The organism is Nocardia yamanashiensis NBRC 100130, from assembly GCF_001613325.1.
Classification (GTDB): Bacteria; Actinomycetota; Actinomycetes; order Mycobacteriales; family Mycobacteriaceae; genus Nocardia; species Nocardia yamanashiensis.
Window position 1 is genome coordinate 52377 of the sequence record NZ_BDCD01000033.1, and the last position, 23385, is coordinate 75761.

At 65.3% G+C, this 23385-nt stretch carries 21 protein-coding genes and 1 pseudogene; 11 read left to right on the top strand and 11 right to left on the bottom strand.

Features of this window, described 5'->3' with window-relative positions; translation table 11 throughout:
• The first annotated feature begins 89 nt into the window (after positions 1-89).
• Positions 90-842: an IclR family transcriptional regulator gene (locus NY1_RS33430; protein ID WP_067721148.1), complete on the top strand. Its 753-nt coding sequence runs from the start codon at positions 90-92 to the stop codon at positions 840-842.
• A 159-nt stretch (positions 843-1001) separates the two neighbouring features.
• On the opposite strand, the pseudogene NY1_RS45570 reads toward NY1_RS33430, so the two are convergent.
• Together NY1_RS45570 and NY1_RS33435 are read right to left on the bottom strand one after the other, a co-directional pair.
• A pseudogene (locus tag NY1_RS45570) lies at positions 1002-1379 on the bottom strand (cold-shock protein); the annotation flags it as partial.
• A 396-nt stretch (positions 1380-1775) separates the two neighbouring features.
• On the bottom strand, positions 1776-2201 hold the full coding sequence (locus tag NY1_RS33435; RefSeq protein ID WP_067721202.1) for an Hsp20/alpha crystallin family protein: 426 nt from the start codon (positions 2199-2201) through the stop codon (positions 1776-1778).
• Positions 2202-2599: 398 nt separating this feature from the next.
• On the opposite strand from NY1_RS33435, the gene NY1_RS33440 reads away from it, so the two are divergent.
• On the top strand, positions 2600-4363 hold the full coding sequence (locus NY1_RS33440; protein ID WP_067721149.1) for an FAD-dependent oxidoreductase: 1764 nt from the start codon (positions 2600-2602) through the stop codon (positions 4361-4363).
• A gap of 31 nt (positions 4364-4394) precedes the next feature.
• Here the strand turns inward: NY1_RS33440 and NY1_RS33445 are convergent, their stop codons facing one another.
• A complete protein-coding gene (locus NY1_RS33445; protein WP_067721150.1) occupies positions 4395-5264 on the bottom strand; it encodes an alpha/beta hydrolase in 870 nt (289 codons plus the stop codon).
• Positions 5265-6133: 869 nt separating this feature from the next.
• Between NY1_RS33445 and NY1_RS42330 the strand changes: the two genes are divergently transcribed.
• Positions 6134-6256 (top strand): helix-turn-helix domain-containing protein, encoded by a 123-nt coding sequence (locus NY1_RS42330; protein ID WP_267888479.1) that lies wholly within the window; start codon positions 6134-6136, stop codon positions 6254-6256.
• A 404-nt stretch (positions 6257-6660) separates the two neighbouring features.
• A complete protein-coding gene (locus NY1_RS33450; RefSeq protein ID WP_067721151.1) occupies positions 6661-6864 on the top strand; it encodes a cold-shock protein in 204 nt (67 codons plus the stop codon).
• A gap of 342 nt (positions 6865-7206) precedes the next feature.
• Here the strand turns inward: NY1_RS33450 and NY1_RS43255 are convergent, their stop codons facing one another.
• Both NY1_RS43255 and NY1_RS33455 read right to left on the bottom strand, forming a co-directional pair.
• Positions 7207-7761, bottom strand: a complete 555-nt coding sequence (locus tag NY1_RS43255) for a hypothetical protein (protein ID WP_157762613.1) — start codon at positions 7759-7761, stop codon at positions 7207-7209.
• A 229-nt stretch (positions 7762-7990) separates the two neighbouring features.
• Positions 7991-8710, bottom strand: coding sequence for an SDR family oxidoreductase (locus NY1_RS33455; RefSeq protein WP_067721152.1), 720 nt, complete (start codon positions 8708-8710; stop codon positions 7991-7993).
• A 68-nt stretch (positions 8711-8778) separates the two neighbouring features.
• On the opposite strand from NY1_RS33455, the gene NY1_RS33460 reads away from it, so the two are divergent.
• The 3 genes from NY1_RS33460 (at position 8779) to NY1_RS33470 (ending at position 11218) form a co-directional block, all read left to right on the top strand.
• Positions 8779-9363, top strand: coding sequence for a TetR/AcrR family transcriptional regulator (locus NY1_RS33460; RefSeq protein ID WP_067721153.1), 585 nt, complete (start codon positions 8779-8781; stop codon positions 9361-9363).
• Positions 9364-9371: 8 nt separating this feature from the next.
• Positions 9372-10196, top strand: coding sequence for an SDR family NAD(P)-dependent oxidoreductase (locus tag NY1_RS33465; RefSeq protein WP_067721154.1), 825 nt, complete (start codon positions 9372-9374; stop codon positions 10194-10196).
• A 206-nt stretch (positions 10197-10402) separates the two neighbouring features.
• Entirely contained in the window at positions 10403-11218 is an 816-nt protein-coding gene (locus NY1_RS33470; protein WP_067721155.1) for an MBL fold metallo-hydrolase, read from the top strand.
• Positions 11219-11227: 9 nt separating this feature from the next.
• Here NY1_RS33470 and NY1_RS33475 read toward each other — a convergent pair whose 3' ends face one another.
• Both NY1_RS33475 and NY1_RS33480 read right to left on the bottom strand, forming a co-directional pair.
• A complete protein-coding gene (locus NY1_RS33475) occupies positions 11228-12052 on the bottom strand; it encodes a nitrilase-related carbon-nitrogen hydrolase (protein ID WP_067721156.1) in 825 nt (274 codons plus the stop codon).
• Between the two features lie 461 nt (positions 12053-12513).
• A complete protein-coding gene (locus tag NY1_RS33480; RefSeq protein WP_067721157.1) occupies positions 12514-13671 on the bottom strand; it encodes an alpha/beta hydrolase in 1158 nt (385 codons plus the stop codon).
• Between the two features lie 191 nt (positions 13672-13862).
• On the opposite strand from NY1_RS33480, the gene NY1_RS33485 reads away from it, so the two are divergent.
• Positions 13863-14459 carry a MarR family transcriptional regulator gene (locus NY1_RS33485; RefSeq protein ID WP_233434600.1) on the top strand — a complete coding sequence of 199 codons (597 nt, stop codon included), beginning with the start codon at positions 13863-13865 and terminating at the stop codon, positions 14457-14459.
• Between the two features lie 161 nt (positions 14460-14620).
• Positions 14621-15826 (top strand): FAD-dependent monooxygenase, encoded by a 1206-nt coding sequence (locus NY1_RS33490; protein WP_218028510.1) that lies wholly within the window; start codon positions 14621-14623, stop codon positions 15824-15826.
• Between the two features lie 29 nt (positions 15827-15855).
• On the opposite strand, the gene NY1_RS33495 is transcribed toward NY1_RS33490, so the two are convergent.
• The gene (locus NY1_RS33495) at positions 15856-16968 is read right to left on the bottom strand and encodes a glycosyl hydrolase (protein WP_067721159.1); all 1113 of its coding nucleotides are present in this window, start codon (positions 16966-16968) and stop codon (positions 15856-15858) included.
• Positions 16969-17143: 175 nt separating this feature from the next.
• A complete protein-coding gene (locus NY1_RS33500; protein ID WP_067721160.1) occupies positions 17144-17566 on the bottom strand; it encodes a nuclear transport factor 2 family protein in 423 nt (140 codons plus the stop codon).
• A 156-nt stretch (positions 17567-17722) separates the two neighbouring features.
• On the opposite strand from NY1_RS33500, the gene NY1_RS33505 reads away from it, so the two are divergent.
• Positions 17723-18901 (top strand): M20 family metallopeptidase, encoded by a 1179-nt coding sequence (locus NY1_RS33505; RefSeq protein ID WP_067721161.1) that lies wholly within the window; start codon positions 17723-17725, stop codon positions 18899-18901.
• A gap of 98 nt (positions 18902-18999) precedes the next feature.
• On the opposite strand, the gene NY1_RS33510 is transcribed toward NY1_RS33505, so the two are convergent.
• On the bottom strand, positions 19000-20046 hold the full coding sequence (locus NY1_RS33510) for an AraC family transcriptional regulator (RefSeq protein WP_157762615.1): 1047 nt from the start codon (positions 20044-20046) through the stop codon (positions 19000-19002).
• A gap of 641 nt (positions 20047-20687) precedes the next feature.
• On the opposite strand from NY1_RS33510, the gene NY1_RS33515 reads away from it, so the two are divergent.
• Positions 20688-21590 carry a glycosyltransferase family 2 protein gene (locus NY1_RS33515; protein WP_067721163.1) on the top strand — a complete coding sequence of 301 codons (903 nt, stop codon included), beginning with the start codon at positions 20688-20690 and terminating at the stop codon, positions 21588-21590.
• A 127-nt stretch (positions 21591-21717) separates the two neighbouring features.
• Here NY1_RS33515 and NY1_RS33520 read toward each other — a convergent pair whose 3' ends face one another.
• Positions 21718-23367: a thiamine pyrophosphate-binding protein gene (locus tag NY1_RS33520; RefSeq protein ID WP_067721164.1), complete on the bottom strand. Its 1650-nt coding sequence runs from the start codon at positions 23365-23367 to the stop codon at positions 21718-21720.
• Between the last annotated feature and the right edge of the window lie 18 nt (positions 23368-23385).

A 23385-nucleotide genomic window follows, 5' to 3' on the forward strand; every position in this document is an offset into this window, starting at 1 on the left:
CATTCGATAATGTCGAATGTGATGCGTAGACTACGACGAAGTTGCGTGGGTCACAAGACCCCGCTGCGGCTATCGAGGAAGGTCTCGGCGTGATCCAGTCGGTCGATCGGGCGGTTCGTATCCTGTTCGCGCTGCAGGGCGCTCGCCGCATGACGCTGTCGGAACTGGCCGGCGAGCTCGAACTGGCACCGACCACCGTGCACGGCATCGTGCGCACCCTCGCCGCGCACGGGGTAGTCGTTCAGGAGGGTGATGGTGGCCGGTACCGCCTAGGACCTGCGGTACTGCGCTTCGGCAATGTCTATCTCGACTCGCTCGACCTGCGTGCCCGCGCACTGGCGTGGGCGCACGAACTGGCCCGGCAGTCCGGTCTGGCGGTGCGTGTCGGTGTGCTGCTCGGCGAGGAAGTCGTGATCATCCATCACGAGCCGCGCCCGGACGGCAGCCGTCAGATGCCTGAGATAGGTGCCGAAATCCCCGCGCACGCAAGCGCTCTCGGCAAAGTGATGCTGGCGTTCGGTGGTCTGCCCGACGCCCTCGAGTTGCGCAGCATGACCGGGGCGACGCTCACTTCGCATGCGGCCCTCGGCGAACAACTCGCCGTCGCCAGGGAATCGGGCATCGCATACGAGTGTGATGAAGCCGTATTGGGCGAATCCGCTGTCGCGGGTGCGGTTTTCGATCGCACGGGCATCGCCGGTGCGGTTGCGGTGGTCCTGCCCACCCTGGACTGGCCGGCTTCGGAGGCGGTGGTGGATATGGTGCGCACGACCGCCCGCACCATATCCCGCGAACTCGGTGCCGCCCAATGGCCTTCGGCGGTCGCGCCGGCACCCCGGTGAGCCGGAACGAGACCCTCGATTGTTGAATGCCGGGTGTCCGGCGCGAACCGGGCGGGTCGGTCGGGCGGCGCGCGATTGGCAGCGGTTGCGTCGCCGTGGGCGCTGCGCGCGGCGCGGGTGGCGGTCGGTATCGGCGATTGGGGAGGGGATGACGCGGGTGGCTTCGGGCCCGTGATCGGTGTCGACGGCCTGGTAGATGACTGGTTGACCGGCGCTGAGGGATTTGAAGCCGGGTACTTCGATCGCGGTGCGGTCGACGAAGATCACGGGCCCGCCGTCGATGGGGGTGAGAAATCCGAAGCCTTTCGCGGCGTCGAACCAGTCCACCCGCGCGCGGTGCCAGTGGGGCAGCGTGGTGAGTTCGGTGTGGGGGTGTACGGGATCAGGAAGCGAGGCAGTAGAAGTCGTCATCATCGGTGTCGTGGTCTCGCAGGATCTGGAAGGGCCGGGTGAGCCCGCAAGCACGACGCTGAACGGGCTCACCCGTGTGTGGACGAGGTTCGGAGAAGTATGAGGTGACCGCCGCTCCCGGGCCATGCCCGAGCCGGGAATCGCCGATTATGGAAGGCCTGAAAGGCATCACCTCATCTTCGCGAAGCCGAGTTTCCCTGTGTACGAGCTTGATCCGGCCTGCGGGGTGGTCCGCGCTCAAAGGCGCGGACCGGACCGCGCCGCCACCGAGCGGGCCGCACCCGGTACCGGGTGGCCGCACTGCGCACGGGCGGGGACCGGAACTCACGCCATCGCGGTGGCAACCGCCGGACGGCCTGCCGGAGGATGGCGTCGACCTCGGCGAACAACTCCTCGAGGTCGGGGTCCAGCTCGGCCAGTCCCGGTTCGAGCCACCATGACCGCGCGCCCGGTTCCTCGACCGGCGCTGCATTAGTCATGCACCTCATCACCGGACCTCCCTTGATGGCCCGGGACCACGGATCAGGCGTTGATGGCCTGCCGTTCCGCGGTCTCGGCGCGGTTGATCTCGATCTTGCGCGGCTTGGCCTGGTCCGCGACCGGCACCACCAGCCGCAGCACGCCGTCGCGGTAGTCGGCGCGAATGGCGTCGGTGTCGAGGTTCTCGCCCAGGAACAGCTGACGGGAGAACACCCCGCGGGTGCGTTCGGCCGCGATCATCGAACGGTTCTGATCCAGTTGCGGGCGTGCGGCTTTCACCGTCACCACATGGCGTTCCACATCGAGGTCGAGGGAATCCGGGTCGATCCCGGGCAGATCGAGCTCGACGAAGAACTCGTCACCCTCGCGCCAGGCGTCCATCGGCATGGCGGCCGGTCGCGCCGGGGTGCCGAAAACCTGCTGGGTCAGGCGATCCAGGTCACGGAACGGATCGGTACGCATCAGCATGGTCGCCACCTCCTGCTCACTCCATTCTCTGTTGAAGATACGTCAGATTATCTATGTTGTCTGACATAGATAATGTGTAGCACTCGACCTGTCGGGTGTGCAAGTGCCTTTGAGGCAGTCCTCCGAAGGACACCCCGGCCGAAAAATGGCACGGGCCGATCCACCCATTCCGCAGCGTCGGCAGTTGTGAGTCCGGCAAGCGAAGGAGCTGTCCGGCGCATGCCGGGAATCCTCTGGCAGAAGCCTCGCGACAGTGACTCTCGTTCGGCCGTGGCGGCCCCCGCACACCATGTCCGGCGGATGAGAGAGCCTCCGGCTCTACCGGGCTTGGTGTTGCTAGGGTGACGCCGTCTCACATTCGTACGGTCAGGTCGGTATCCCACGAGGGAAGGTCGGGCATGGCGGGGTTTGTGATCGGTCGGCGGGCGCTGCTGTCGCGGGCGGTGGTGGCGGGGGCGCTGGCGACTGGTGCGCTCACCAGTGGATGCGCGAAACCGGCGCCGGCTGCCGAGACTCAGCGCGACCGCGACCGTAGTCGCGCGTTGGCGCTCGAGATGCTGCAGGTCGATGAACAGGGCAACGACCTCAAGCTCGCGCACCTGAAGACCCTCATCGATACCGGATTGCCGAAAACCCGCTCACCCAAGCGAATTCTGGTAGTCGGGGCAGGTCCGGCGGGGCTGACCGCGGCGAATCTGCTGCACGAGGCCGGGCACGAGGTCACCGTGCTCGAAGCCAATGCCAGTCGTACCGGTGGCCGGGTCAAGACTTTCCGCGGGGTCTTCTCCGACCCGGCGCTCTACGCCGAAGCGGGCGCTATGCGGCTGCCCAGCGCCCACCCCATGGTGCTGGCGCTGGCCGATAAGCTCGGCGTTCGACGGCGGCAATTCCACAATGTCGATGTAGCGCCGGACGCGGCGTCGGCGGCACCGGTGCCTGTGCTCCACCGTTCCTTCACCGGTGAAGACTGGTCCAACGGTGATGTCCGCGAACCGGTTTCGCCCGCGGCGCGCGGTGCGACACTGATCCGTGTCAACGGGCGCAGCGTCCGCCGCACCGAGTACGCCGCCGACCCCGCAGGTGTGCACAGCGGCTTCGGGGCAGAGTTCGCCTCGCCGGCACGTTCGGCACTAGATGCCATCCTCAGCAAGGCCGACGTGCGCGCCGATCAACCCATCGACCGCCGAATCGATGGCTGGACAGACATTTTCAACACCTACGAGGACTTCTCCCTGCACCGTTACCTGATGGCCGAAGGCTGGACGCTGCCGCAGATCGAAGCCGTCGGCACGCTCGAGAATCTCACTTCCCGCCTGCATTACGGTGTCATCGGCGCGCTGGTCGACCACGGCCTGATCCGCCCCGACGCCACCTATTGGGAACTCGAAGGCGGCACCGCCACCCTCACCGACGCACTCACGGCGAAACTAGGACCCGTTGTGCGGCAAGGCAAACGAATGACACGGCTGGAGCAGACCGAACACGGTGTGCGGGTGTGGACGACCGCCGAATCCGGCTCCGAACACACCGACGGCGCACCGACGGACCCGATCGAATCCTTCGACGCCGACTACGCGATCGTCGCCATCCCGCTCACTTCCGCGCGCTTCTGCACCTTCGACCCGCCCTTGTCCTACGCCAAACGCCGCGCCATCGTCGAACTCCACCACGACGCCGCCACCAAGGTCCTGCTCGAATTCAAAACCCGCTTCTGGGAACAGGGCCCCAACGGATTCCGCGGCGGAGGCTGCGTCACCGACAGCCCCAACCGTTTCATCTACTTCCCCTCCCACGTCGAGGGATCCGACGGCGGCGTGGTGCTGGCCAGCTACACCTGGTCCGACGACGCCATGCGCTGGGACTCACTCACCGACAGCGAACGCATCCACTTCGGCCTGGCCGGCATGCGCGATCTGTTCGGCCCGGTCGTCGACACCGAATTCACCGGCGTCGGTCTGTCCCAAAGCTGGCAACGCGCCCGATACGCCCTCGGCGAAGCCCTCATACCCACCCCCGGCCAACTCCACGAACACCACGCCGCCACCCGAACCGTCGAAGGCCGTGTCCATTTCGCCGGTGACCACACCAGCCTCAAACCCGCCTGGATCGAAGGCGCACTGGAAAGCGCGGTCCGCACTGCCGTCGAAATCCATTCGCGCTGAACTGCCGGTCCAGCGCTACAGCTCATCCAGGTCAGCGGCCCAGCACGGTGTGGAACAGCTGCGCGGCCACGTCGGCGGCCGGGTTGATCAGGTTCGGGTCGTCGTAGAAGTCGATCTGGCCGACCGATTCCAGCCACGTCTCGGTCTTCTCACTGGACACCGTCGCGTAGAACTTGCGGGCGAACGGCGGCACCAGCGCGTTTTCCGAGTGCACCATGGCGAAGGGCACCGCGATGCGGGCGGCGGCCTCCATGGAGTCGAACTCGCCGTAAGCGAACGACGCCACCGCGTACCCGTTGGTGTAGTTCGGGACCGCGCCGCGCGGCGTGCCGTAGAACTCATAGGCCTCGCGCAAAGGCATCCCCACATCACCGCCGTCGGGCGCGACGGCCGGAATGGTCTCCGACTCACCGGTTTCCCGCCATTTCGCCTCCGCGGCGCGGCCACGCTCGAGCACCGCCGGATCCGGCACCATAGCGGAGGTGTCGGTGTAGAACCCGGCGACACCGGTGAAAGCGAGAATCCGCGGATCGTCCGCGACGGCCCGCGCCATGTACCCCGCACCCGCGCACACGCCCACCGCGACGACCGGCAGTGCCCCGGTCCGCTCATCGGTGGTCAGAGCCGTGACCGCATACCGAATATCCTCGGCCTTGCCGAACCCGTTCTCGAGCTGGCGAGGCTGCCCCGCGCTCTCCCCGAAAGTCCGGTGATCGAAAGCCAGCGCCGCGAACCCGCGCTCGGCCAACGCCCGCGCATACGCCCCTGACGCCTGCTCCTTCACCGAAGTCAGCGGACCACTGGTGACCACCGCCGCGATCGGCTCCCCGTCGGGCAAATGCAGCAGCCCGACCAGCTGATCGCCATTGCTGGTGAATGTGAATTCTTCGGTTCTTACCACCGTGGACCCCTTCGGCTATGTGATGTGGATTTCGAAAACCCTAGGTTTGCCTATTCCCACGACGGAGGACATTTCACGCCACGTCGGGAACGATCCGCGCCGGTCCCACCAACCGGAAGTTGTTCCGGGGATAAGCCTCGAAGCAGGTCGATCCGACTCGCTGTACCTCTACCGTGTGCCGGTAAAGCTGTTCACCCGGTTGCGTTGGACTGTCATCAGCACGGTATAACGTCCGCCGGCAGCGAGACTGCCCGAAAGCCTGGAGAAGTCGGTATCCACCAGGGCGCGGGCGAGCGGGTCTTGCATCGCGGGGACCAGGCCGTACTGACAGCTCCAGCTAGCAATGAGGCCGACCGCCAAGCTCTTCAGACCGGGAAGGTTGAACGTGCCGTAGGTTGAGGCGGCGGGTTCGTGGTAGAGGTCGGGGATCGAGAGGGTGCCGCCGCCTGGCCTCGATCGGCTGTGAACCGATCGAGGAGCAAGTGCGTTTGGCCGCGGCCACACTCAATCGCACGCCCCGACCCTGGAAGGGGATCTCCTCTGCGACGGCCCGGCCGTGCTGTACCTGGTCGAGGGCGTGATGGGGTGAGATTGATGCGTCCCGGTCGCGGGACTGCGTGATTCGCTGGTCCGCGCCCGCGAGGTCTGCCAGGTGCTACGCGCCCAGCAGACCCCCGACGCGGCGGCCTTCGCCGATGTCGCTACCTTTTGCATGCTGCTCGAACTACTCGATTACTGAGTGCAGCAACGCTTCTCGGAACAAATCCTGGCCCCGCTCCGCGATCACGACGCGCGCCCACACCGGTCTCGAACACACCCCGGGGACCTTCCTCGTCCGCGACTTCTAATGAGCGATCGCGGCCGCGGCGCTGCACGTCCACGTCAACACCCTGCGAAATCGCATGTCCCGCATCATCGAACTGACCGGGCGCAATGTGGGCCGCCTGGAGGACGCCATCGACTTGTATCTGGCCTTGATGGTGGACTGGTGAACGCCGCGGCTTCGGGTGACCGGTGAAGGTTGGTGAGGTCAGTGGGCGCTACCGAACATCAGCGCGCCGAGCAGCAGCGAAAGAACGTATTGGATCTGCTCCAAAGGGGACTTGTTCTCGTACATGTCGATTCTCCTGTCGCGGCAACAATTCCGGACCGACTGTGGCAACCTCGCAGATAATGGACAACCCCGGAATTCTGGTGGCACACAAACTGAGGTCCGGTGCGGCGGCGCGAGGAGTCGGCGGTCGGGTCCACCTGCGGTCGGCCGGGGCGGTGGCCCCAACCCTGGCTTCGGTCACCAGCGGTGGGAGGAGTCGAAGCGATAAGGCATAGTGGTGGGCGAGAACGGGCGTGTTACCAGAATTTGCTCGGCTCGCTACAGAAAAGAAGTTGTTACAGCATGGCTCAAGGCAGTGTGAAGTGGTTCAACGGCGAGAAGGGCTTCGGCTTCATCGCTCAAGACGGAGGCGGCCCGGACGTCTTCGTGCATTACTCGGCCATCGGCGGTTCGGGTTACAAATCCCTCGATGAGGGTCAGCGGGTCGAGTTCTCGATCGAGCAGGGCCAGAAGGGCCCGCAGGCGCAGGACGTCCGCGCGATCTGAGTCGGCATGACTTGTGAAGAGCTTCGCACCGTCGCCGGTGCGAAGCTCTTTTCGTCGCTATGACTGTTCAGTGCAGATAGACCGAGGCATCCACGTCGTAGGTCGGCAGGGGGTTGTTGGGGGTGCCCGGGTCATCGCGAGCCCACTCCGCGACAGCGCGCGAAGGTGACATCACCGCGGTCCTGGGCGTAGGCGATCAGGTTGCGCAGCGCCAGATATTGATTGTGCGGCAGCGTAATAGAACGAAGCCCGACTGCGGCGATGTTGGATAAGGGCAGTCTTTCGTCACCCGACGTGCCGCCTACCCGCAACAGTCGGGTGCCGAAACTCGGAGGGACAAGCTCAGAACGGTTGGTGTGGGGAACGATTCGGTGGGACGTATCGCTGCCCGGGCAGGTACAGCGGTTGCCCGTAATGGCTGGGTGTGCCGCGATACGGCGGAATCGGAATGGTCTGCTCTGTCATTCCTTGATCCCACTGCGGCGCAGCATAGTTCGGTACGAACCCGGTAGGAGAGGACTGAGGGAGATTCGGCCAGGGTGCGTGCGATGGGGGAGCGGGCTGGAATCTATGCCGCGCCGAGCCGCGGGTCGCGCCGCGGCCGAGTTCGCGGACCAGCAGGAAGCCGCCGCCGCCCAGTGCGAGGGTGCCGATGCCGAGGAGAACCCATGGCGTCCAGCTGTCCCGTTCCTTCTGCTCCTCGTAGCTGCGTGTCGTCGAGTGCCCCCTGCGCGAGGTGGTGCACGTGTCACCGACTTTCATCTCGCTACCGGCGCAGGTGACTTTGCCGTCCCCGGATTCGATCAGGAGCACCGCTCCGCCGACAAGCAATCCACAGCCGACGACGGCGGTCAGGAGGTATGACATCAGGGTCTTGAGGCGTCGGGCTGTACGCATGGAAGCCCTCTCTTCGGAGAACTGATTGCGACGGGGAGAATTCCTGCCGCGAGCGGGGGACTGCCTCGGAGCCTAATGGCGGTAATCGGCCCTTCCCATGAGTGGGAAATGTGGGGACGCAATTGTTCTGGCACACGGGGAAGGTCCAGGCATCCTTACGCGCGCTTTTTGGTGCGCTGGTGCGGACCCGCTCCGACCGGGCCCGCGTCAGCGTCTTCTGCGCGTGTGTTCAGCCGATGGTCACCAGTCGCGCACCGCCGTCGGCCTCGATGACCGTGCCGGTGATATTGCGGTTGGTCGCGGCGAGCGCCACCACCTCGGCGATGTCTTCGGCAGTGGCGATGCGGCGGGCGGGCAGAGCCGCTGCGGCCGTGGCGAAGTAGTCGCGCTTTGCCTCCTCGGGCAGTCCGCTCCACCACGGGGTGTCCACGAATCCCGGTGACACCGCGTTGACCCGGATCGGGGCCAGCTCGGCGGCCAGCGGTCGAACCAGCGCCTCGACCGCGGCATTGATCGCGCCGATCCCCGCGGTGCCGGGCATGCCGGTACGCGCGGTGACCGCGCCGAGCAGGGTGATCGAGCCGGTGGGGGACAGGTGGGGCAGCGCTGCTTGCACGGTGGTGATGTGCCCCCAGAATTTGGCTTCGAAAGCGTTGCGCAGCATGCCCAGATCCAAATCGGCGATCGGACCGACGCCTTCGCTCCCGGCGAGGGTGATCACCAACCAGTCGATGACGCCGATCTGCTCGGCGAGCGCCGACACGGCGTCGCGGTCCCCGCCATCGACCTGATGGCCGATCAAGTCAGGGTCGGTTCCGGCGACCTCGGCCAGTCGCGCGGCGCTGCGGCCGGCGATGTGGACCGTCGCGCCGCGCGCCTGCAGCTGCCGCGCGGTCGCCAATCCGACGCCGGAGGTGCCGCCGACTACCAAGGCGATAGGGGCATTCATCAGGGGATTCCCTTCGGTCAATTTCGAACCGAGACGTCTCGGTTCGAAATAAGCTAACATCGGCGGCGATGAACGAGCAACCCCTCACTCCACGCCCCGGGCGCAAGCGCAGCCAGGAGAGCCGGCTGGCGATTCTGACCGCCGCTTTCGAGCTCACCAGTGAACTCGGATACGCCGGGCTGACCGTCGAAGGCATCGCCATTCGCGCTGGAACCGGCAAGCAGACCATCTATCGGTGGTGGCCGTCGAAGGCGGATGTGCTGCTGGACGCGCTGGCCACCAAGGCGGACTTGTATGTGCCGGTCAGCGACGACCACGGCAGTTACGCCGCCGACCTGCATGCGTTCCTGGTCGCCAGTTTCGCGCTGGGGCGCAACGAGACCGTGGTCGCCACGCTGCGCGCGCTCATGGCGCAGGCCCAGTTCGACCAAGCCTTCGGTCAGCGGTTGCGCAGCGAATTCCTGCAACGCCGCCGGGATGCGCTGGCGGTCATCACCGATCGTGCCGCCGCCCGCGGCGACCTGCCCGCCGACCCGCCACCGGCGATCGTCGCCGACATCGTCTTCGGCGTCATCTGGTACCGGCTGCTGACCACTGATGAGCCCATCGAGGATCAGCTCGCCGACCGACTCGTGGCCACTCTCGCCCAGTAAGGAAATCCATGTCCCTCACCGTCCTGATCACCGGTGCCACCGACGGCCTCGGCCGTGCTCTCGCGGATCGGCTGGCCGCCGACGGCGCCACCCTCGTCTTGCACGGCCGCGACCACGAAAAGCTGAGCGACACCGCCGATTCCGTGCGTGCCCGGGGAGCGCGGGTGCACGCCGTGGTCGCCGATCTGGCCGACCTGGACCAGGTCCGCCGGCTCGCCACGCAGGTCGCCGACCGCACTGATCGGCTCGACGTGCTGGTGAACAATGCCGGCATCGGTTCCGGCCTGCCCGACGGCCGCTCTCGTCAGACCAGCGTCGACGGCTACGAGCTTCGCTTCGCCGTCAATTACCTCGCGGGTTTCGCGCTGACTCTGGATCTACTACCGCTGCTCCGCGATTCGACCCCAGCTCGCATTGTGAACGTCGCGTCCATCGGCCAGCATCCCCTGGATTTCGCCAATCTCATGCTCGAGCAGGGCTATTCCGGCACTCGCGCCTACGGTCAGAGCAAGCTCGCCCAGATCATGTCTGGTTTCGAGCTCGCAGAACGCCTGTCCGGCACGGGGATAACCGTCAACAGCGTGCACCCCGCGACCTACATGCCCACCAAGATGGTGCTCGCCGAGATCGGCCATTCGATCGACACCCTCGACACGGGCGTCACCGCGACCCATCGCCTCGTCACCGACCCGGCTTTGGCGAGCACGACCGGATGTTTCTACGACCGCACCCATGAGGCCAAGGCCCATCCCCAGGCCTACGATTCTGCTGTCCGCCGAGAACTCTGGCAGCGCAGTCTCGACCTCATCGGCCGCGCCGATCCCTACCCGTGATGCTGTGCGGAATGTCTGGTCTCCTGGTGCCGGACGCGTTCGCTCTCGGAAATCTGTAGCCGCAAAAAGAAATTCCGATTGGTCGATTCGGTTTCTGGAGTCCCCCTCATGGCGTGACAAGTCCTCCTGTCCCCGTGCCATCCGCCCTTAGATTCATCTGCACTCGATCCAGATCCCTGTATCTCCAGCCCGGAGGAAAGATACCCATGACGAACCCTGACGGCATCGGCACCGCGGCGGCTGCGACCACCCTCAAGCTGCTCCACATCGGTGGTCCCACCATCCGATTCCGCTACAGCGATCTGGTGTGGCTGACCGATCCGACCTTCGACGAGCCCGGCGACTACGTGGGCGGAGGCGGTGTCACCCTCTCCAAGCTGACCGGTCCCGCCGTGCCCGCCGATGAAATCGGGCCTGTGGACGTAGTGCTGCTCTCCCATGATCAGCACCCGGACAATCTCGACCGTTCGGGACGGGAATTCCTCGCCGGTGTCGAAACCGTGCTGTCCACGCCGGACGCGGCCGAACGTCTGGGAGGCGTTCGTGGACTGGCCAGTTGGGAATCGGTGCAGCTTGGGGCGGTCACGGTGACCGCCGTGCCGGCACTGCACGGACCCGAAGGCTGCGAGCCGCTGACCGGTGTCGTTACCGGATTCGTGCTCCAGGCCGAGGGCCTGCCGACGGTGTACTTCTCCGGAGACAACGCTTCGGTCGACTACGTGCAGCAGATCGCGGAGCGTGTCGGTCGTATCGATCTGGCCATTCTGAATGTCGGTGCGGCCAATACCGATCGCTTCGGCGACAGCGACCTGACCCTCAACGGCCGCACCGCAGTCCGTGCCTCCGTCGCGCTCGGCGACGCCCTGATCGTGCCGGTGCATGCCGAGGGTTGGGCGCATTTCTCCGAGCACCTGCACTATCTGACCAATAGGTTCACTCTCGCCGATCGTGCCCACTTGCTGCGAATCCCCACGCCCGGTCAGTTGCTTCTCGTCGAGCTCGCCGCCGCCGCGGTCTCCTGATCGGTTCCTTCAGAAGTCGCCGCCTTCGCGAATCAGTCGCTGAACTTCGCGTTCGATCAAGCCGAGGCGGCCTTCCGCCAGCAACGGGATCTCATGGCGCCGGCGGCGGCATTGCTGGATATCGATGTCCGCCACCAGCAGTGAAGGGTGCCAGAACGGCGCCTGCGCGGTCACCTGCCCCGATGGGTCGATGACCCGTGACCCACCCCAGAACCGAGTACCGTCCTCGTCACCGACTCTGTTGACGAACACCACCCAGCTCTGGTGCATTCGGGCAATGAAGGTCAGCAATTGGTCCCAGTAGTCGATGACGTCGAGTGTTTCCGGGCCGAAGCCCGCCGCACTGTTGGCCGGAATGACCATCACCTCGGCGCCATCCTGGGCCGCCAGCCATGGCAGCACCTGCTGCCATGCATCGTTGCAGATGAGAACCGCCATGCGGCCGAAACGAGTATCGAAGGCCTGCATGGACTGGCCGGGACTGGCGCGTTTGCGCTCCTCCCACACGAGATAGTTCGGCAGATACAGCTTGCGATGAACATGATGCACCAGGCCGCCGGTGTAATAGCCTGCCGCGTTGAACTGACGGATACCGCCGTCCTCGCGGAACCCCACGAGAACATCCATCCCGTCTCTGGTGAGGCCGGTCAGGCGCGAGTCGGCGGCCGCCAGCGGATGACCCTCACGTGCGTAGCCATGTAGGGACAACTCGGGGAAGATCGTCAGTTCCGCACCCAGCTCGGCCGCTTCGTCGACGAAGTTCCGGACCGCATCGAAGGACTTCGCCAACTCGCCTTCGCTAGCGCAATCAAGTTGCGCGAGAGCAATTTTCATTCACTGTCGCTTGTCGGCACCTGCATGCGTCGCAAGGTACCAGTGGCGGCTCGGCCCGCTGCTTCCCAGACGTGGAGGGCTGTACCGCAATGACGGCGGTGTGCAGCGAGACACTGCGAACCATGTTCAGCGCGGAAGGCTCGGCTGGCCGGGAACGTCGCTCCCGGGCTCCAAGTGTCACAGGAATGAAGCGGAGCCCGGGAGCGACTATGTCGCGGCCGGAAGTGAACCCGATCGGGAATACGCGTATTCCGGCGCCATCTCGATGAAAGGTGAGATCCGATAGGGGGGAATGGCTTTCATCGCAAGGCGCGGCAGGGTTCGCCGCGACGGCCCGGGTCCTGAGGTTGGGAAGGATGTCCGGACGCGTATCGACATTACGCCTTACGCCGGAACTCGCCGGGCGGCTGTTCCCTCTAATGGGAACAGCCGGCCACCCGAGGCGGTGACCGTTCGGGTGCTCAGCGCAGGTGGCTGCGCAGGAAGGACAACGTGTCGGGCAGGGATGCGAGGAAAGCGCCGCTGTGGTCCTTGCCCGCGTACTCCTTCACGGTCACCGTGATGTTCGGATTGCGGGATTGCAACAGCGTTGTGTAGGCGGAGGTTTCGGTCGAAGGCACGTCGATGTCGGCGGTGCCATAGCCGATCATGACATCGGTGGGAAGGGCGTCGTCGCGGTACCCGGTCAGCTCGGCCAGATCGGCTTCGAAGCTCGGGGTGGGGTGGTCCGGGTCGGCGACGAGGCTGGCGGGCCGGCGGCCGTCCGCTGCCGCAACCAGGTCGGAAAGGCATGTGGTAGCCGCCTTTTCGACGAACTGGGCGCCGAAATCCGACAGGTGCGGACGGACACTACCGGGGTGGCGGTCTTCGAGGGATGCCAGATAGTAAGCGGCGTAACCGATTTGATTGGCCGAGCCGGTGGAGGTGGCACGGAACATTTCCGGCAGACTCTTGGCCGGATCGGTGCGCAGTCCGGTGGCGACGACACCGGATAGACCCGCGGCGCCGCCTCCGCCCGTGCGGGCGTAGCGGTCGGCGGCGCTCATGACCGCGTGCGCGCCTTCGGATTGGCCGACCAGTACCCAATCCGCGGACAAGGGCAGCGGCAGCCTACGGGCGGCACTGACCGCGTCGAGAATCGACCGGGCTTCGACTTCGGTGTTGTAGTAGCTGAAATTGCCGCCCGTGCCCAAGCCTTGATAGTCCGGCGCCAGGACAGCGTATCCGTTGTCGAGGATCTGGTTGAAGTACGTCCGGTTGCGTTCGGACTGGGGGCGACGCGAAGGCGCGCAGTCGTTGCCGATGCCGATCGTGCCGTGCGCCCACACCACCAGCGGCCAGCCACCCTGTGGCGGAAGACCCGGGGGCAGATACAAACCGGCGGTCGCACGGGCAGGATTGTCACGTTGGTCGAGAGTGCCGTAGGTCAAACCCAGTGTGGCGGAGGCCTTCTCGAAAGACCATGCGGTATCGAGGAATTCGATGTTCGATAGCTCGCCGAGCGCGACTATCTCGGCGGTGGCGGGCACGGTCGTGGTACCGGCGATGGCGCACAGGCTCAGCGCGCTGATCACGATGGCGCGGTGCGTGGTCGAAGCGAGCACTCGGCGGAACAACATACGGCGATCATTCCTTTCGGGACCACACCCGGGGTGGATCATAGCGGCACCGGCAGTTTCATCGCCGATCTTCCCACCTGTGGGAATTGCGGGCAGTCGAACGTATGTGACGCTTTCTGCGGTTGCAACGGTCGATACGCGCTCCGACCTCGTAAAGGCCGTTGCACCCTTTCGGTATCTGTGAGGTGGTCGTGAAGTCGAGCGTGGACGCTCAAACGGCGCGCCTCATCGGCGGCGAGAACCACGGTGTGGACGAGGGCAATCTTGAAGCAGGCGTACGCATGAGGCTGGGCGAGGGGATCGGTCCCCTGAGTGGAAAGCGGCGTGCGGTCGGTGCCGTGCTGGAGCAACTGCGAGGGTTGAATACCGAACTCGTGCTGTTGAATCGACAGGTCGGCATCGCGTTGCAGGTCGGCGCGACCGACTGGACCTACCTCGACATGATTCGCCGGCACGGACCCATCGGTCCGGGGGCTCTCGCCAAATGGGCGGGCGTGCACCCGGCGACGATGACCGGGGCGCTGGATCGTCTGCGACGCGGCGGGTGGATCATTCGGGAACGACATCCCGACTCCACCGATGGGCGCGCGACCGCTGTACGGGTCGCGGCCGCCCGCAACCCGGAGTTAGGCCAGGTGTTGGCTGGGATGAACGCACGAATGGACTCGCTATGTGATCTCTACAGCGAACAGCAGTTGCATCTGATCGCCGACTTCCTGCGCCGTGCAACCACGGCTGGCCGCGGCGCGGCGGCCGAACTCGTGTCCGAGTACATCGCGCGAACATAAATCCGACCGTCTCAGGGCGGCCACGGCCGCGGCAAAGGCTGGGGCCGGCTGAGTGCCCTACCGTCGAACCTCCCACTCCTGAGAAGATGCGGATCGCGTCGTACAGTCGTCCGCGTCCTCGAGGAGAACTCTTGCCACGCAACGCAGCCCACCGCACGATCTTGATCTCCGGCGCCGGAATCGCCGGCCTCACGCTGGCCCATTGGCTGCGCCGGTACGGGTTCGACGTGACTGTCGTGGAGTATGCGCCCGCACCCCGCCCCGGTGGTCAGGCGGTAGGGCTGGGTGGTGTCGCGAAGGACGTGGCCACGCACATGGGGGTGTTGCCCGATATCGACAGTGCCCGGGCGCCTGGGCGTGGGCTCGCCTACGTCAATGCCTCCGGGAAACGGAAGGCGAGTATCCCGGCGCCGCTGTTCGACGGTGAGGCCGCGGTCGCGGAGATCGAGATTCTGCGTGGCGATCTGATCGGCATCCTGTACGCGGTCGCCAACGAGGACGTCGAGTACCTTTTCGGCGACTCGATCACAGACATACTGGAGACACCGGAAGGTGTCGAAGTCACCTTCGGGCGTAACGAGTCCCATGTCTTCGACCTGGTCGTCGGTGCCGATGGTCTGCACTCGAACGTGCGCGAGCTGGTCTTCGGGTCCGAGGCGCAATTCGTTCACCATTTGGGGGCCTACCTGGCCTTCTTCACCATCCCGGCCGATGGCTTGGAACTCGACGACGGGTTCCTCCTGCACAACGCGCCCGGCGGATTGCTCGCGGCGATCCGGACTGAGGGCGCCGACACTGCCCAAGCCATGCTCGGATTCAAGGCCCCAGCGCTCGACTACGACCGTCACGACATAGTCGGCCAGCAGCGCATCGTGGCCGAACGGTTCTCCGGAGTCGGCTGGCATGCCGCGCACCTTCTCGATTCGATGGGGCAAGCACCGGACTTCTACTTCGACAGCCTCAGCCACACCCGAATGCATCGCTGGTCGCGCGGCCGGGTCGCCTTGATCGGTGACGCGGGCTACTCCGGCTCGCCACTCTCGGGCAATGGCACCGCGATGGCAATGGTCGGCGCTTATGTCCTGGCCGGGGAGTTGGCGCGGTCTCGTGACGATTACCTGACTGCCTACGGTCGCTACCTGAAGTTGCTGCGTCCCTTTGTGATCGAGTGTCAGAAGCTGCCGCGCGGTGGCGTGAACGGCTTCCTACCGAGCAGTCGTATTGCCATCGCAGCGCGGAATCTGTCGGTTCGGGTGATGACTTCCGCGCCCATGCGCGGCGTACCGGCCAAGTCCTTGCAGAAGTCCGGCAGCATCACGCTGCCGGACTATCGGGAATACGCGTCGAGCGACGTCTCACGCCCGTGAAAACTCCGTGTGCCACGCACACTGATCACTCAGAACTGACCCTGCCGCAACGTGTTCGAGCGGTAGTAGAACTCCTTACTGCCCGCGTTGGTGTTGTAACTGACGACCTTGCCGGTGGCAGGATCGTCGAAGCCCAGGCACAGTGAGGAACCGTCGCCCTTGGTGATGGGGGAGCAGTCGGTGTTGATGTACTCGGCCCACACCACGCTATAGGCCCAAAGGGGCTGACTTGCAAGGACATCGGCCTTCGGATGCTGGGCGACCTCGGTCAGGGCCATCGGCTTCGTCACGTCGAGTTGGTGTAGTTCGCTGTACAGGTCGAGCGGAGGCTGCCTGTTGTTCCACAGATCGACACCGAGCACGTCGACATACGCGCTGCCGGGATAGATGTCCCCCGAGCCTCCGTACCGACCGATGGGAACGACGGAGTCGGGATTCTGATGCTGGTTGACCAGGATGTCTTTGATCGCCCAGACCCAGATCAGATTTTCGAGTCCCTTTCCCGCGTAGTAGTCGTGCAGGAGGCGAAACAGCTGCGCGCGCCACATCACCTGTTGCTGGCTGCTGCTGGCGATGCTCGCGCCCCACCAGGACCAGCCGTCGTTGATCTCGTGAAATGGCCTGAACAGCACGGGAACTCCCGCAGCTCGCAATTGCGTGAGGTAGGGCACGGCTTCGTCGAAGCGGCGCAACAGCGCGGTATTGAGCGGATCGCCCGAGGTGAGAATGCGCTGCCACTGATCGTCGGTGAGAGTGCTGTTCACCGCGGTACGGTCGGAGCCGCCGGCCGGCTTCCACGCGCATGAAGGATCAGCTGTCGGCGGGCACATATGCCAGGTCAGCGAGACCAGCGAACCCGCCCGCCATTGCGCGATGGCCTGATCGGTCAGGGCCTGTCGCCACCCTCCGCTGGTGAACGGCGCGGAGTACAGGAAGTCCGCGCTCCACACCGCGGGTCGTACCCCGGTGATATCGACGACCTTCTGGGACCACGGCGCGTACAGCTGCGATGCCGGAGCACGGTTCCAATCCCAGCCGAACGGTGTCGCCGACGGCTCGCGATTATGTTGGCCGGACAGTATCTGGTGGCGTCCTGGCAGTTGGCCGAGCAGCGCGATGACATCAGCGCGATTGGCGGGCATTGCGCCTGCAGTGGGTGGCCGCCACCCGCACACCAGTGAACTCAGCAGTGCGGAGAGCGCCAGAAGCATTGTGACGCGGTGCCATTTCCGACTCATTCGCACAATGATTGCCGAGCTCGACCGCTCGCCCTTCCCGGCAGTGGTAAGAGTCCGACGGCCCCGATTCGAGTGGAGGCTAATCCTCCCCGGTTCGCTTGTTCCCGAGGACGAGTTCGGCGAACCGGCCGGGGTCGAACCGAATGATGTTCTCCTTGATCAGGCCGTCCTGCAGCAGAATTCGATCGATGCCGTCCATTTCGAAGGGGCCGTTCACGCCGGTGCCGCGGGCGATCCAGCGGATGAAGATGACGTCCCCGTTGACCGCGTGTTCGGCGGCCACCAGCCTGATGTCGGGCACTTGATCGACCACTTGCTGGATACGAGCCCGGTACGCATCGGGGCCACGCACTGGAGCGGGGTCTCCGGGCCAGTCGCCCAGGATGTCGGGGGTGGCGAAGTGGCCAGCCCGGGCCAGGTCGGGATGGGACCAGAAGGCTTCCCAATTGGCGACGGTGAATCCGGATTTCGGCTGGGCTTCTTCGGAATTCGGTGTGCTCATGACGGATCCTTATGAGTGTGAGGTTCTGCTCCCACTGTCGCCCCGAGGCAATCGCCACACCATTACCCGCGACGTAATTGGCACCGGCGAGTTTTGCGAGAAGGCTGTCGGTATCCGCGGGTGAAGCAATGCTCTCGCACACGTGTAGGAAACGAAATGCCCTCTACTACAGCGATAATCAGCCACCTCAAGGACACGGTCGCCGAAGGCGTCGACCGCAGCGCGCAGACGCTGATCACGTTGAGCCATCGTATTCACGCCGACCCCGAGCCGGCGTTCCAGGAACATCGCGCGGTCGCCGCGATCACAGCTACCGCGGCGGAACTGGGGCTCGAGGTGCACTCCGGCGCGTACGGCATCGACACCGCACTGCGTGCCGATTTCGGGGCGGGCGCGCCGGGAGTCGCGATCATGGCGGAATACGACGCACTCCCGGGATCAGGGCATGCGTGCGGTCACAACGTGATCGCAGCGATCGGGTTGGGCGCGGCGACCACGCTGCACGAGCTGCGCGCCGAGCTGGCGGGGCGAGTCCGCTTCCTGGGGACGCCCGCCGAGGAATCAGGTTGCGGCAAAGAGCTACTCGCCGAGGCGGGCGCCTTCGACGATCTCGATGCCGCCATGATGGTCCATCCCGCCTCCTGGGATCTCCAGGCACTCAACGGAGTGTGCCTGTCGCAGCTCGAGGTCGGGTTCACCGGCCGCGCAAGTCATTCCGGGATCGCGCCGGAACAAGGGCGCAACGCGCTGGACGCCGCAGTGCTGGCTCACCAGGCCATCGGCATGCTCGCCAAGCACCTCGCCGCGGCCGAGCGCGTACACGGAATCATTACCGAGGGCGGTGACACACCTTCGATCGTCCCCGCACGCGTGGCGGCCCGGTACTACCTCCGGGCAGCAGATCCCGCGGCTCTCGCCCAGCTCAAGCACCGGGTCGAGGACTGCATTGCCGGTGCAGCCCGAGCTGCGGGCTGTTCTGCCGCAATCGATTTCGCCCATCCCGACTACCTGGATCTGCGAACCAATCCGCCCCTCGCTGCGGCATATCAAGCGAACACGCAACGTCTGGGCCGCGCCTTCACCTCCTACGAGACGTTCCCGGCCGCGGTGACCGACGCGGGCAATATCAGCCACCGCATTCCGGTTCTGCATCCCACGATCGCTTGTGCACCAACGCATGTCATGATCCACGACGCGGAATTCGCCCACTACGCCGTCTCGGCGGCAGCCGACCAGGCCGTCATCGACGGTGCGAAGGCGCTGGCGATGACGGTGATCGACTACCTGCACGACTCCACACTGCGCGAACGGATTTCGGTCGCGCACACGCGATGATCGGGGGCCTGTGAGCCCATCGGGGTGTGCCGCTGAGCCGATCGTGTTCGGCCCGTGTGGTCGATTCATCTGGCGTCGGTGGTGGACGGGTCGTCAGTTCAACTCGCGGCGAGCCCGTCGCGAACCGCCAGGGGCGGCACGCCATGCCAGCGCCGGACCGCCCGCCGCAATGCGCGTTCGTCGCTGTAGCCGACCCGGCGAGCGATCGAACGCATCGACAGCTCGGGATCCCTCAACAACGCCAGCGCACGAGCTTGCCGGACCTGCTCGACCTCGGCCCGCCAAGTCGTGTCGTGCTCGGCGAGCCGGCGCTGCAGCGTGCGTGGACTCATCACCAGCCGCTCGGCTACCGCTTCCAGCGAGACGATGTCGGCCTGGAAGACGATGTCGAGGGCGACCCGGAAAGCGTCGTACCAGCGCAGTACCGGCTTGGCGGCGGCCAAGGTCAACTCGGCGTGGTGTTGCAGGATCTTGCCGAGACCCGGCTGCGACAGCGGCAGCGGTGCGTGCGCGTCGTCCTCGTGCAGGGTGATCGAATTGTGTGTGGCTTCATAGTCGATGCGCGTGGTCCCGAAGAACTCGACCAGTCGGCGATGCTCGCGGTGCGCCTGGTGTGAAAGGCTGACATTCAGCGGGACGATCGCACGGCCGGTGGCTTCGCGGGACCGCTCGAGAAACAGTGCCAGCGCGAAGATCTCGATCGCTTCGACGACATCGGGCACCGCTGGGCCGGTGGCATGCCCGACCACGAACTGACCCCCGTTCTTCAGCACCCGCGTCCGCTCCGCGCCTGGATCGCCGATAACATCCAGATAGCCCAGAGCCCGCGGTGTCGTCTCGATCAAACTGGCGCCTGTGGTGTACAGATAGTCCCAGAGTCCCAGCGTTCCCACCGGCGCTCGCTCTGCCACGTGCACACCGATCGCGGTGCCGGCATCACCGAGGGTGAGCTGTTCCCACAGAGCGATCATGGTCGGTGTCGACACTCGCGCCAGATCATCGGCCAGCACCTCGGGCCGCAGATCAGGCAGATCCGCGAACTGCCCCCGGTTCATTCCCAGCTCGTCCACGACACCCGACACCAGGCGGGCCAGACTCGAAGAAACAGTGCCGTCGTTCGCGGCACGAGATCTGCCCGCAGTCACCAAGACCCTCGATCGCTCACTTCGCGAACCACCTTGAAAATCTGGGGGTTTGGAGACGTCGAACAAGTGGAGCAGACTGACCGGTTGACCGACATCGCCAGTGAAGTGAATTCCTCAGCTCTGGTCACCGTGATCCCTCGACATCGTGTGGTCTGTCGAGAATCCTAGGTTTGTCCGTGCTCGCGGCAGCGGACAATCCAGGCCACGCCGGGAACAATCCATGCCAACAGCACCAGACGGAAGCAGTCCAAGCGGCCCGTTGCGAGAGGTGAGGTTTCCAGCTGCGGGAAGGCTGGCCGACTTTGAGGGTCTCCTGCCTTTGGAGGTTCTGTTCACTTTTCGGATCCGACAGCGGATCCGTCCGGCAGGATCTAGACGCGATACGCGACGCCGCTATCGACGTACATAGAAACCGGCTGAAGAACGTTTGCTGCCGAAACACCGATTCAACAGGGCCAGTTGAGTGTTGAAAGCCAGCATGGACTTGTACACGGCGTCGGTTACCGCTGGTCTGTACTGCACCGTGGCATTCCCAATGTTGGGAAGCGGGTGACTTCGGTTGTTAGCCCGTCTCACTACGATCTCGCCTGAGTGTCCGGCTGATTCGAGAAGCCGATTCCCACGAGGTTGGAGCTGTCCCTATGAGCGATCCGATCGACTCGAAGCGTGTGCCGGAGTTGGTATCTATCGTCATTGCCGCGTACCACGGGCTACCCGATCTGGACGTACAACTCGACGGGCTCGCCCGTCAGGACTACAGCGGGCGGTACGAGGTATTGATCAGTGACAACTCCGGTAAAGACGGTCTGCGCGAACACATTGCGGCGCACCCGCATGCGGAGAAGTTGGGCCTGCGGTATCTCGACAATTCCGCCAAACGTGGCGCTCCTTATGCCCGCAATCGGGCCGCGGAGGTCGCCGAAGGCGACTTTCTGGTCTTCGTCGATCAGGACGACCGAGTCCACGACACGTGGCTGCGCACGCTGATCGATGTCGCGGCTGACTACGATGCTGTGGGCGGCGGAAACGAAACCGAGACGCTCAACGACCGGCGATCGCCGGCCTGGCGTCCTACGCCGCCCCCCGAATCGGGCTACGACACCCACTGGCTGCCGTTCGCGAACGGAAACAACAGCTCGTACTGGCGTACCGCATTCGAGAAGATCGGCGGGTTCGACGAGGAATTGATCTCGGGGGGTGACGATGTCGACATCTCGTGGCGCCTGCAGCTGGCCGGGCTGTCGTTCGGCAAGGCCCCCGAGGCGCTCATCGCCTATCGTCTCCGCAGCGATCTTCGTGGCGCATGGAAACAAGCCTGGGGCTACGGCGACGGTTACGCGAAGGTGTGCATCAAACATCGTGCCGCCGGCTGTCCACGTCTTCCGGTCGCCGCCACACTGAGCTCCCTCTTCGTCGCGATCGTGTGCAATCCGCTGAATCCCTTTACACGCAAACGGGTTCCGGCCGGCTTGTGGGTGCTGCACACCGCTGGGCTGCTGGCACGGATGAGCGTGAGCTTCCGATACCGGACATACACCGGCTGAATGGTCTGCTGAATCGCCGTCTTCGATGGTCGCGTACAGGTGTTCGGCAATGAGGTTGACACTGTCGGCATCGCGGAGAATTGGCTTCGCGGCGCCCGTCGAACCGCGCCTGACGGGTCGGATGGGCTCAATCGAGGAACGGCGCGAACGGTGGTACTTCGTCGGGATCGCAGTCGATCGATACGAATCGGGGACCGTTCCCGCCCGGCATGGTGAGTGCGTCGCGTAATTCGCCGAGGGTACGCACCGGGTAGCAGGGCAGCGTCGGGAACATTGCCGCCAGGCCCTCGGCGAGAAACGCCGGGTGGAACCGATTGCGGTCGTCGTGGTTTCGGCAGTACAGCCGGTCCCGGATGACGCACATGGCGTGGGCGTTGTTGTTGAGGACGATGAAGGTGACGGGGAGGTCGTGTTCGACGGCGGTGTGAATCTCCATGCCGTGCATGAAGAATGAGCCGTCACCCGCCAGCACGTAGGTGGGGCGCGGGTCGGCGAAGGCCGCGCCGATGGCGGCCCCGAAGCTGTAGCCCATGCCGCCCATGCCCAGCGCCAGGCCGAAGCGGCCGTCGGCTGGGAGATCGAGGTAGTGGACGGCGGCCGCGCCGGTATTGCCCGCATCAGCGAAAACCGCACTCCCGGTGGGCAACAGCTCCGACAGGGCCGTCATCACTTCGCGATAGCGCAGGCCCGGTCCGGTCGCCGGAGGCGGTCGTAGCCGGGTTGCCGCAGTCGGCGAAGCGGGAGGCGTGGAAGCGGAAAGAGTCGGCGTGCGGATGCCGGTCTCTCGCATCAGGGCGGCGATTGCGGGAAGCGTGGCGGCCAGGTCGGCACTGGTGGCGTGGATGCCGGGTGCGTAGGGGGGCAGCGAACCGATACTGGCGAGCGGGGTCTCGCCGAGCGCGATTCGTGCGGTCGCGGGGAATCGGGTGCCGACCAGCAAGCACAAGGCCGCCGAGCGAGCCGCCTCGATCACATCCGGGTGACCCATCATGCCAGCGACACCGAGATACCCGCGATCACGCGGGCCGTAGACATCCTTGGCGTCCGGTGTCACCGCGACCAGGGCGTGCAGGTCCGTGACCAGCTCACGCAGACCGTGATGGGCGTTGTCACGAGCCACCTGATCGCCTGCGATCACCAGGACCTTCCCGCGCTCGCGCGCGCACCCCAATGCGGTGGCCACGGCGGCCAGGTCGTCGGCGTCGGGATCCATGGGGGTGAAGGGCGGCAGCCGCACCGGCCTCGAGTCGATGGCGGCTCGCTGTATGTCTTTGGGCAGCAACAGCACCGCCGGTCCACCGGCAAAGGCGGCTTCGACCGCGGCCGCGAACTGCCGGGGCAGGTCACGCACCTGATCGACGCGGGCGCAGTAGCGCGACACCGCGGTGAACAGTTGCACCGCGTCGATGCTGCCCGCTCGGCCGCTGGTGTCCTGAAAAGCGCCTAGCCCTTCCAGTTCTCGCGCCGGTTGCCCGACCAGTGCCAGTACCGGAACCTGTGAGGTGAACGACTCCGCCAGTCCGGCAACGAGATTCATCGCCCCGCCACCGGAGGTGGCGACGACGACGCCCAACCCGCCGGTGGCGCGGGCATACCCGTGGGCCATGGCGGTGGCAGCGAACTCGTGCTTGGCCACGACGCCCCGGACACCCGAGCGAGGGCGGGCCGCGGCATCGTAGATGTCCTCGATGTTCGCGCCGTCGACGCCGAATATGTGCTCGACACCCAGCTCGGCACAGCCTTGCACCAGGTAATCGGCCACACGCCAGTTTTCCATTCCAGCCCTTCCGATCTC

Bases quoted from the DNA above. Each gene is read 5' to 3' on its own strand.
- NY1_RS33480 (WP_067721157.1), bottom strand. From the start codon at position 13,671: ATGTTGTTCCGCCGAGTGCTCGCTTCGACCACGCACCGCGCCATCGTG.
- NY1_RS33435 (WP_067721202.1), bottom strand. From the start codon at position 2,201: ATGCTGATGCGTACCGATCCGTTCCGTGACCTGGATCGCCTGACCCAG.
- NY1_RS33495 (WP_067721159.1), bottom strand. From the start codon at position 16,968: ATGCCCGCCAATCGCGCTGATGTCATCGCGCTGCTCGGCCAACTGCCA.
- NY1_RS33440 (WP_067721149.1), top strand. From the start codon at position 2,600: ATGGCGGGGTTTGTGATCGGTCGGCGGGCGCTGCTGTCGCGGGCGGTG.
- NY1_RS33465 (WP_067721154.1), top strand. From the start codon at position 9,372: ATGTCCCTCACCGTCCTGATCACCGGTGCCACCGACGGCCTCGGCCGT.
- NY1_RS33450 (WP_067721151.1), top strand. From the start codon at position 6,661: ATGGCTCAAGGCAGTGTGAAGTGGTTCAACGGCGAGAAGGGCTTCGGC.
- NY1_RS33475 (WP_067721156.1), bottom strand. From the start codon at position 12,052: ATGAAAATTGCTCTCGCGCAACTTGATTGCGCTAGCGAAGGCGAGTTG.
- NY1_RS33455 (WP_067721152.1), bottom strand. From the start codon at position 8,710: ATGAATGCCCCTATCGCCTTGGTAGTCGGCGGCACCTCCGGCGTCGGA.
- NY1_RS33470 (WP_067721155.1), top strand. From the start codon at position 10,403: ATGACGAACCCTGACGGCATCGGCACCGCGGCGGCTGCGACCACCCTC.
- NY1_RS43255 (WP_157762613.1), bottom strand. From the start codon at position 7,761: ATGCGTACAGCCCGACGCCTCAAGACCCTGATGTCATACCTCCTGACC.
- NY1_RS33515 (WP_067721163.1), top strand. From the start codon at position 20,688: ATGAGCGATCCGATCGACTCGAAGCGTGTGCCGGAGTTGGTATCTATC.
- NY1_RS33460 (WP_067721153.1), top strand. From the start codon at position 8,779: ATGAACGAGCAACCCCTCACTCCACGCCCCGGGCGCAAGCGCAGCCAG.
- NY1_RS33520 (WP_067721164.1), bottom strand. From the start codon at position 23,367: ATGGAAAACTGGCGTGTGGCCGATTACCTGGTGCAAGGCTGTGCCGAG.
- NY1_RS33505 (WP_067721161.1), top strand. From the start codon at position 17,723: ATGCCCTCTACTACAGCGATAATCAGCCACCTCAAGGACACGGTCGCC.
- NY1_RS33500 (WP_067721160.1), bottom strand. From the start codon at position 17,566: ATGAGCACACCGAATTCCGAAGAAGCCCAGCCGAAATCCGGATTCACC.